Annotated in this window: 7 protein-coding genes; 1 reads left to right on the top strand and 6 read right to left on the bottom strand. The window is 74.4% G+C overall.

Annotated elements, in window-relative coordinates; translation table 11 throughout:
- From JWR86_RS17015 to JWR86_RS17000, 4 genes are all read right to left on the bottom strand, one after another.
- The coding region (locus JWR86_RS17015) for a molybdopterin molybdotransferase MoeA (RefSeq protein ID WP_299567640.1) at positions 1-780 on the bottom strand (780 nt) is incomplete at its 3' end.
- Complete coding sequence (gene mobB, locus JWR86_RS17010; protein ID WP_299567638.1) at positions 764-1297, bottom strand: molybdopterin-guanine dinucleotide biosynthesis protein B; 534 nt, start codon at positions 1295-1297, stop codon at positions 764-766. The genes mobB and JWR86_RS17015, both read right to left, overlap by 17 nt.
- Positions 1294-3285, bottom strand: a complete 1992-nt coding sequence (locus JWR86_RS17005) for a molybdopterin biosynthesis protein (RefSeq protein ID WP_299567636.1) — start codon at positions 3283-3285, stop codon at positions 1294-1296. Before JWR86_RS17005 ends, mobB begins: the two co-directional genes overlap by 4 nt.
- The gene (locus JWR86_RS17000) at positions 3282-4412 is read right to left on the bottom strand and encodes a molybdopterin-binding protein (protein WP_299567635.1); all 1131 of its coding nucleotides are present in this window, start codon (positions 4410-4412) and stop codon (positions 3282-3284) included. Before JWR86_RS17000 ends, JWR86_RS17005 begins: the two co-directional genes overlap by 4 nt.
- An 87-nt stretch (positions 4413-4499) precedes the next feature.
- On the opposite strand from JWR86_RS17000, the gene JWR86_RS16995 reads away from it, so the two are divergent.
- Positions 4500-4730: a sulfurtransferase TusA family protein gene (locus tag JWR86_RS16995; protein WP_299567633.1), complete on the top strand. Its 231-nt coding sequence runs from the start codon at positions 4500-4502 to the stop codon at positions 4728-4730.
- Between the two features lie 10 nt (positions 4731-4740).
- Here JWR86_RS16995 and mobA read toward each other — a convergent pair whose 3' ends face one another.
- Positions 4741-5361 carry a molybdenum cofactor guanylyltransferase MobA gene (gene mobA / locus JWR86_RS16990; protein ID WP_299567631.1) on the bottom strand — a complete coding sequence of 207 codons (621 nt, stop codon included), beginning with the start codon at positions 5359-5361 and terminating at the stop codon, positions 4741-4743.
- A partial coding sequence (locus JWR86_RS16985; protein WP_299567629.1) for a formate dehydrogenase accessory sulfurtransferase FdhD occupies positions 5354-5677 on the bottom strand: 324 nt, incomplete at its 5' end. The genes mobA and JWR86_RS16985, both read right to left, overlap by 8 nt.

Genomic DNA, 5677 nt, shown 5'->3' with positions numbered 1-5677 from the left:
GCCCGAGGTCAGGACCAGGTCGGCGCCGGCGGCAGCCGCCTGGATCTGGCCCGCCACGACCTCGACCTCGTCCGGCAGGACGCCAAGGTCGCGCACCTCCACCCCGAGCCGGCCGAGCAGGGCCCGGCGCATGACGCGGTTGGAATCGTGCACCGCTCCGGGTCGGAGGGGCGCTCCGGGCTCGGTCAGCTCGTTTCCGGTCGAGAACAGCGCGACCCGCAGCCGCCGCCGCACCGGGAGCCGCTGCAGCCCGACCGCAGCCGCGAGGGCGAGGTCCTGCGGCCGCAGCCGGCGCCCGGCCGGGATGATGACCTCGCCGCGCGCCGCGTCTTCCCCGGCGAGCCTGCGATTGGCTCCGGCCTTCAAGCCCGGGGGCAGGACCACGCGGCCGCCCTCGAGCCGCACGTCCTCCTGCATGAACACCGTGTCGGCGCCCGGCGGCATGGGGGCGCCGGTGAAGATCCGGATGGCGGCGGCCGCGACGGCACCCTCGGGCGATTGCCCGGCCGCGATCCGGCCGGCGACTGGCAAGGTCGTGTCACCGGCCGGCGCGAGGTCGCCGTGTCGCACCGCGTAGCCGTCCACCGCCGAGTTGCTGAAAGGCGGCAGGTCGAGCCCGGCCCGCACGTCCTCGGCCGCGATGCGGCCGTCCGCCTCCGCCAAGGCTGCCCACTCGGCCTCGGCCAGGACGGGCAGGCGCTCCTGCATCAGCGCCACGGCCTCCTCCACGGAGAGGAGTGGTCCGCCAAAGGCGAAGCAATCGTCACTGAGCTGCGCCACGGAGCCTCCTCAGCACGGTGTCGACGGGCTCCGCCCAGTCCGGGATGCGTCTTGCCAGTTCCGCGACGTCGTCGAGGTCCAGGACCGGGACCCGGGCCTCCGGAAAGGGAACGTCGCTCGCCACCGCGACGATCCGGGCATCCTCCGGATGGAGGGGAGGGCGCCCGTTGGGGGCGCGAAACACCTCGAGTTTGGGATGCGCCTCGCGCTTGAAACCTTCCACCAGCACGAGGTCGCAGGGCGAGAGCCGGCCCAGCAGGTCCGGCAGGCTGGCTTCCGGCTCGCCGCGCGCCTCGTGGATCTGCACCCAGCGCCGGGCCGAGGAGACGATCACCTCCGTGGCGCCGGCCTCGCGGTGGACAAAGGAATCCTTGCCGGGCTGGTCCACCTCGAAGCCGTGATGGGCGTGTTTCACCGTGGACACCTTGAGGCCCCGCGCCACCAGGGCCGGGATCAGCCGGGCCAGCAGGGTCGTCTTGCCGGCGCCGCTCCAGCCGGCGAGCCCGATCACCCTCATCGCAGCCCCGCCCGGGCCGCGTCGCCTGCCGTGGGCGCAAAACCGAGCCCGCCGAGGGCGGCGGCGGTTTCCGGCTCGGCCAAGACGGCGAGCAGCGCCGCCACGGCGGGCTCGGTGCGCCGGTCGGCCCAAAGCGCCAGGTCGTAACGCTCCTCCGTCAGCGGCAAGAAGCCCAGCCCGTAGGCGCGCGCGACGGTGTCGATGGCCACCCCCCAATCGGCCCGGCCCTGCCGGATGGCCGCCGCGACGGCGTTGTGGGAGCGGGGCTGGTTCCAGTAGCCGGCCGGCCGTTCGCCGCCGAGCAGGCCATCCACCAGGACCCGCGTGCCGGACCCGGTGTTGCGGTTCACCATCACGCTCTCGGGATCGGCCGAGACGGCCCGCACGGCCTCCGCCGCGGGCCTCGCCTCGAAACGCGGGTCGCCCGGCCGGAACACGACCCCCTGGAGGCGCCCCCAGCCGCCCGCGAGCTCCATGCCGGGCAGAAGGAACGGAGCGTTGTAGCGGCCGGTCTGCGGGTCCAGCAGGTGCATGGCGGCGACGTCGCATTCGCGCCGCTTCAGCGCGGCGAGCCCTCCGGCCGAGCCGACCCAGATCGTCCGGACCCTGACGCCTCGGTCGGCAAGCCGCCCGACCAGCAGATCGAGCCCCAGGCAATGGCTGCCGACGACGGTGAGGTCCGGCGGCCGCACGGCCGCGCCGAGCCGCGTCACGGTGACCCGCTCGCCGGGCTCGAGCGCCGGCCGGTCGGCCGGGATCGCAAAGAAGCCGTCCGCCTGGGAGAAGGCCGTGACGGAGCCCGACCCCTTGCCGAGCGGCAGGGCCACGAGGCCGCCCGGACCGCGAGACAAGGAGGCCATCACGAACTCGGTGCGGCCCAACTCGGAGGGCACCCGGGCCGGCACGGTCGCGTCTACGCTCTCCTCCTCGCGCGGCGGCAGGCCGGACAGGGCCCGCACCAGCGGCACCACGCTGTCCTGGAAGGTGAACATGGCCGAGGTCGGAAAGCCGGGCAGCACCACCACCCCCTTGCTTCCAACCGCGGCCAAGCAGAGGGGCTTGCCCGGTTTCAGCGCGACGCCGTGAACCAGGATGCCGGGCGGGCCAAGGCGCGACAGGATGCGGTGCGACACGTCGCCGGCCCCTTTCGAGGTGCCGCCGGACAGCACCACGAGATCGCAACTGGCCAGCGCCTCCCGCAGGGCCTCTTCCAGGGCAGCCTCGTCGTCCGGCAGGATGCCGAAGGAGATTGGCTCGCCGCCATTCTCCCGCACCGTGGCTGCCAGGATGGCGCTGTTGGAATCGTAGATGCCGCCCGGCCGCAGCCTCTCGCCGGGCGCCACCAGTTCATCCCCCGTGGACAGAACGGCCACGCGTGGGCGGCGCACCACCTCGAGGCTGGCCAGGCCGCACGCGGCCAGCATGCCGATCTCGCGTGCGGTGACGAGCGTGCCCCGGCGCAACACCGTCTCGCCCTGCGCCATGTCGGACCCGGCATAACCGACGAAGCGGCCGGGCGGAGCGGCCTCGGCGAGGTCGATCGCGCCCTCGTCAGGGAGGAAGTCGGTCGCCTCCACCATCACGACCGCGTCCGCTCCCCGGGGCAGCACGCCGCCGGTCGCGATGGGGGTCGCGGTTCCGGCCGCCACGGCGAGGACGGGTTCAACGCCGCAGGCCAGGATCTCCGGATTGAGCGCCAGCCGCACCGGCGCCGCCCCCGTGGCGCCCTGCGCGTCGGCGGACCGGATCGCGAAGCCGTCCACCAGCGCCCGGTCGAAGGGCGGCACGTCGACCGGGGAGGCGATGTCGGCCGAAAGGACCCGCCCGAGGGCGTCGGCGAGCGGAACCGCTTCGGGCGGCAGCGGCGCGTGCGGAACTGCGGCGCGAAACCGGGCGATCGCCTCCTCGCGCGTCACCACGGACAGGAACTGCTCCTGCCGCGAGGCGCGGGCGATCCGCTCCGCGAGGTCGTCCGCCGGACGCTTCACCTGGGGCTCCACACAGGCATCATCTCAACCGCCGCGCCCTGGGGATAGCCCTCCCGGTCCGGTGGTACGAGGAGGGCCCCTTCCACCTGCAGAAGGCGGCGCAGCGGGATGTCGCTGCCGCCGAGCGCCTCGAGCCCCGCCGCCCCTCGGCGCAAGAACACGATTTCGCTGAGCCCGAGCGCCGAGGACACTTTGCGGCTGAGCGGCAGGGAAAGCCGGGCCGGCGGCTCGGCCAGGCCGGCAAGGCGACCCAGCAGAGGGCGGCCGAGTGCCAGAAAGGCGGCCAGGGCCGCGTCCGGTCGGCCGGGCAGGAGCAGCACCGGACATCCGGCGACGCTGCCGAACCCGGCCGTTTCGCCGGGCCGGAGCGCCACACCGTGCAGCGCCAGGGTCCCCGCCCGGGCGAGCGCGGCGGCGCTGCAATCGGTGCGGCCGAATCCGGTGCCGCCGATCACGAACACCAGGTCCGCGCTCTCGGCCGCGGAAGCGATCGCGCGGGCCGTTGCCAGGAGGCCGTCCTCCGCGGCGAGGATCGGGGCGGTCTCAGCGCCGCACGCGCGCGCCAGGGCGGCCAGCGCCGGCCCGAGGGCGCCGTGCTCCCGGGCGCCTGCGGTCTCAAGTAGGGCGACGCGCGGGACCCGGATGCCGACCTCGCGGATCCCGGCGCAGCCGAGCGCCAACAGATGCTGCGGGCCGATCCGGCTGCCTGCGAGGAGGATCGGGTCTCCGGCCCGGAACTCGGTGCCCGCCCCGATCACGCCTTCGCCCGGCGCGGCCTCGGCGCTGACCTCGTTGGCAGGGTCGGGCTCAAAGGCGTCGGGCGGCAGCACGGTGTCCGTGCCGGCCGGCATGGCGGCGCCGGCGTCGACCCAGGGCGGCGCTGCCGCAAGCGTCACGGGCGAGCCCGGCGAGGCGCCGGCCACCGCCCCGAAGAGGACGGCCCAGCCCTCGCGGCCCGCGACGGCGCCCGCCGGGAGGTCGGCCGGCGCCGCCACGTCCTCGGAAGCGGCGGCCCCGAGCGCGAGGGCAGGCGGGAGCCGGCGCGGGTGGACGCGCTGCACCCCCAGCAGGAGCCGCTCCAAGGCCGCCCCGAGCGGCAGCAATGCGGCGGACGGGGATCGCTGCATCAGGTCCGCCCGGTCGGGCCGAGAGCCGTGGCCGTCGACAGGCGGAGCGGGAACGTCCTATTCAGGCCGCCCCTGGTGGCCTGCCGCATGACCGACCGCATCCTCGACCTGCGCGGGCTCAAATGCCCGCTCCCGGCGCTCCGCACCCGCAAGGCGCTGCGCGAAGCTGCGCCCGGGGCCCGGCTGCGTGTGGAATGCACCGACCCGCTGTCCTCCATCGACATCCCGAACCTCCTGCGGGAAACCGGCGACGCGCTCGAAGCCTCGGCCCGGGAAGGAGATGTCCTGGTGTTTCGCATCGTCAAAGCGGCGGGCTGAGGGCGGAGCGTCAATCCGCGAGCCGGCCGAGCAGCGCTTCGGCCTCCTCCAGATCGGCCGGCCGGTTGGCGTTGAAGAAGGGGTCGAGCGGGACGGTCGGCCACTCAACCACGGCCATGCGGAAGCGGGCGGTGAAACGGTCGATCTTGCGCTCGCCCTCCTGCGTCAGGGCGCGCCGCAACTCCTCCCGGATGCGCACGGGCCAGAGCCCGACCACCGGGTGTGTGCGGCCGTCGGACCCCGCGCAGGCGAGCTCCGCGCCGGCTGCGTCGCGCTCTCGCAGCAGCCGGCCGACCAGATCCCGCGGCAGGAACGGCGTGTCGGCCGCGACGCTGACCACCAGATCGGCATCGGGCCCTGCGGCGGCCGCGTGGTCAAGGGCGGCCAGGATGCCGGCGAGCGGCCCGGCGAAGTCCGGGACATTGTCCGGCACGACCGGCAGGCCGAAGCCGGAGAAGCGGTCCGGGTCGCCGTTGGCGTTGATGATCAGGCGCCCGCATTGGGGCCGCAGCCGCTCAACGACACGGTCGAGGATGGTGCGGTCGCCGACCGTTTTGAGTGCCTTGTCGCCGCCGCCCATGCGGCGGGCCAGCCCGCCGGCCAGGATCACGCCGAGCACGGCCTCACTCATCCTCGCCACCCTTGCGGCTGTGCCGCCCGCTTTCACGCGGCACGAGGGCCGGATCCAAGTCGAACACGATGCGGTCCTGGCCCGACAGCGCCAGGAAGCGCTGCCCGCGCGCCCGGCCAACCAGGGTCAGCCCGGCCTTGCGGGCGAGTTCGACGCCCCAGGCCGTGAAGCCGGACCGCGAGACCAGGATCGGGATGCCCATGCGGACGGTCTTGATCACCATCTCGGAGGTGAGCCGGCCGGTCGTGTAGAAGATCTTGTCGGCGGGATCGACGCGTTCGCGGAACATCCAGCCGGCGATCTTGTCCACGGCGTT

Source organism: Enterovirga sp., from assembly GCF_028290205.1.
In the GTDB taxonomy this organism is placed as follows: Bacteria; Pseudomonadota; Alphaproteobacteria; order Rhizobiales; family Beijerinckiaceae; genus Enterovirga.
The sequence above is the reverse complement of the archived record's forward strand: the minus strand, read 5'-3'. Positions and strand labels throughout refer to the sequence as shown.

Coding starts and splice junctions, on each gene's coding strand:
- JWR86_RS16995 (WP_299567633.1), top strand. CDS start 4,500: ATGACCGACCGCATCCTCGACCTGCGCGGGCTCAAATGCCCGCTCCCG.
- mobA (WP_299567631.1), bottom strand. CDS start 5,361: ATGAGTGAGGCCGTGCTCGGCGTGATCCTGGCCGGCGGGCTGGCCCGC.
- mobB (WP_299567638.1), bottom strand. CDS start 1,297: ATGAGGGTGATCGGGCTCGCCGGCTGGAGCGGCGCCGGCAAGACGACC.
- JWR86_RS17000 (WP_299567635.1), bottom strand. CDS start 4,412: ATGCAGCGATCCCCGTCCGCCGCATTGCTGCCGCTCGGGGCGGCCTTG.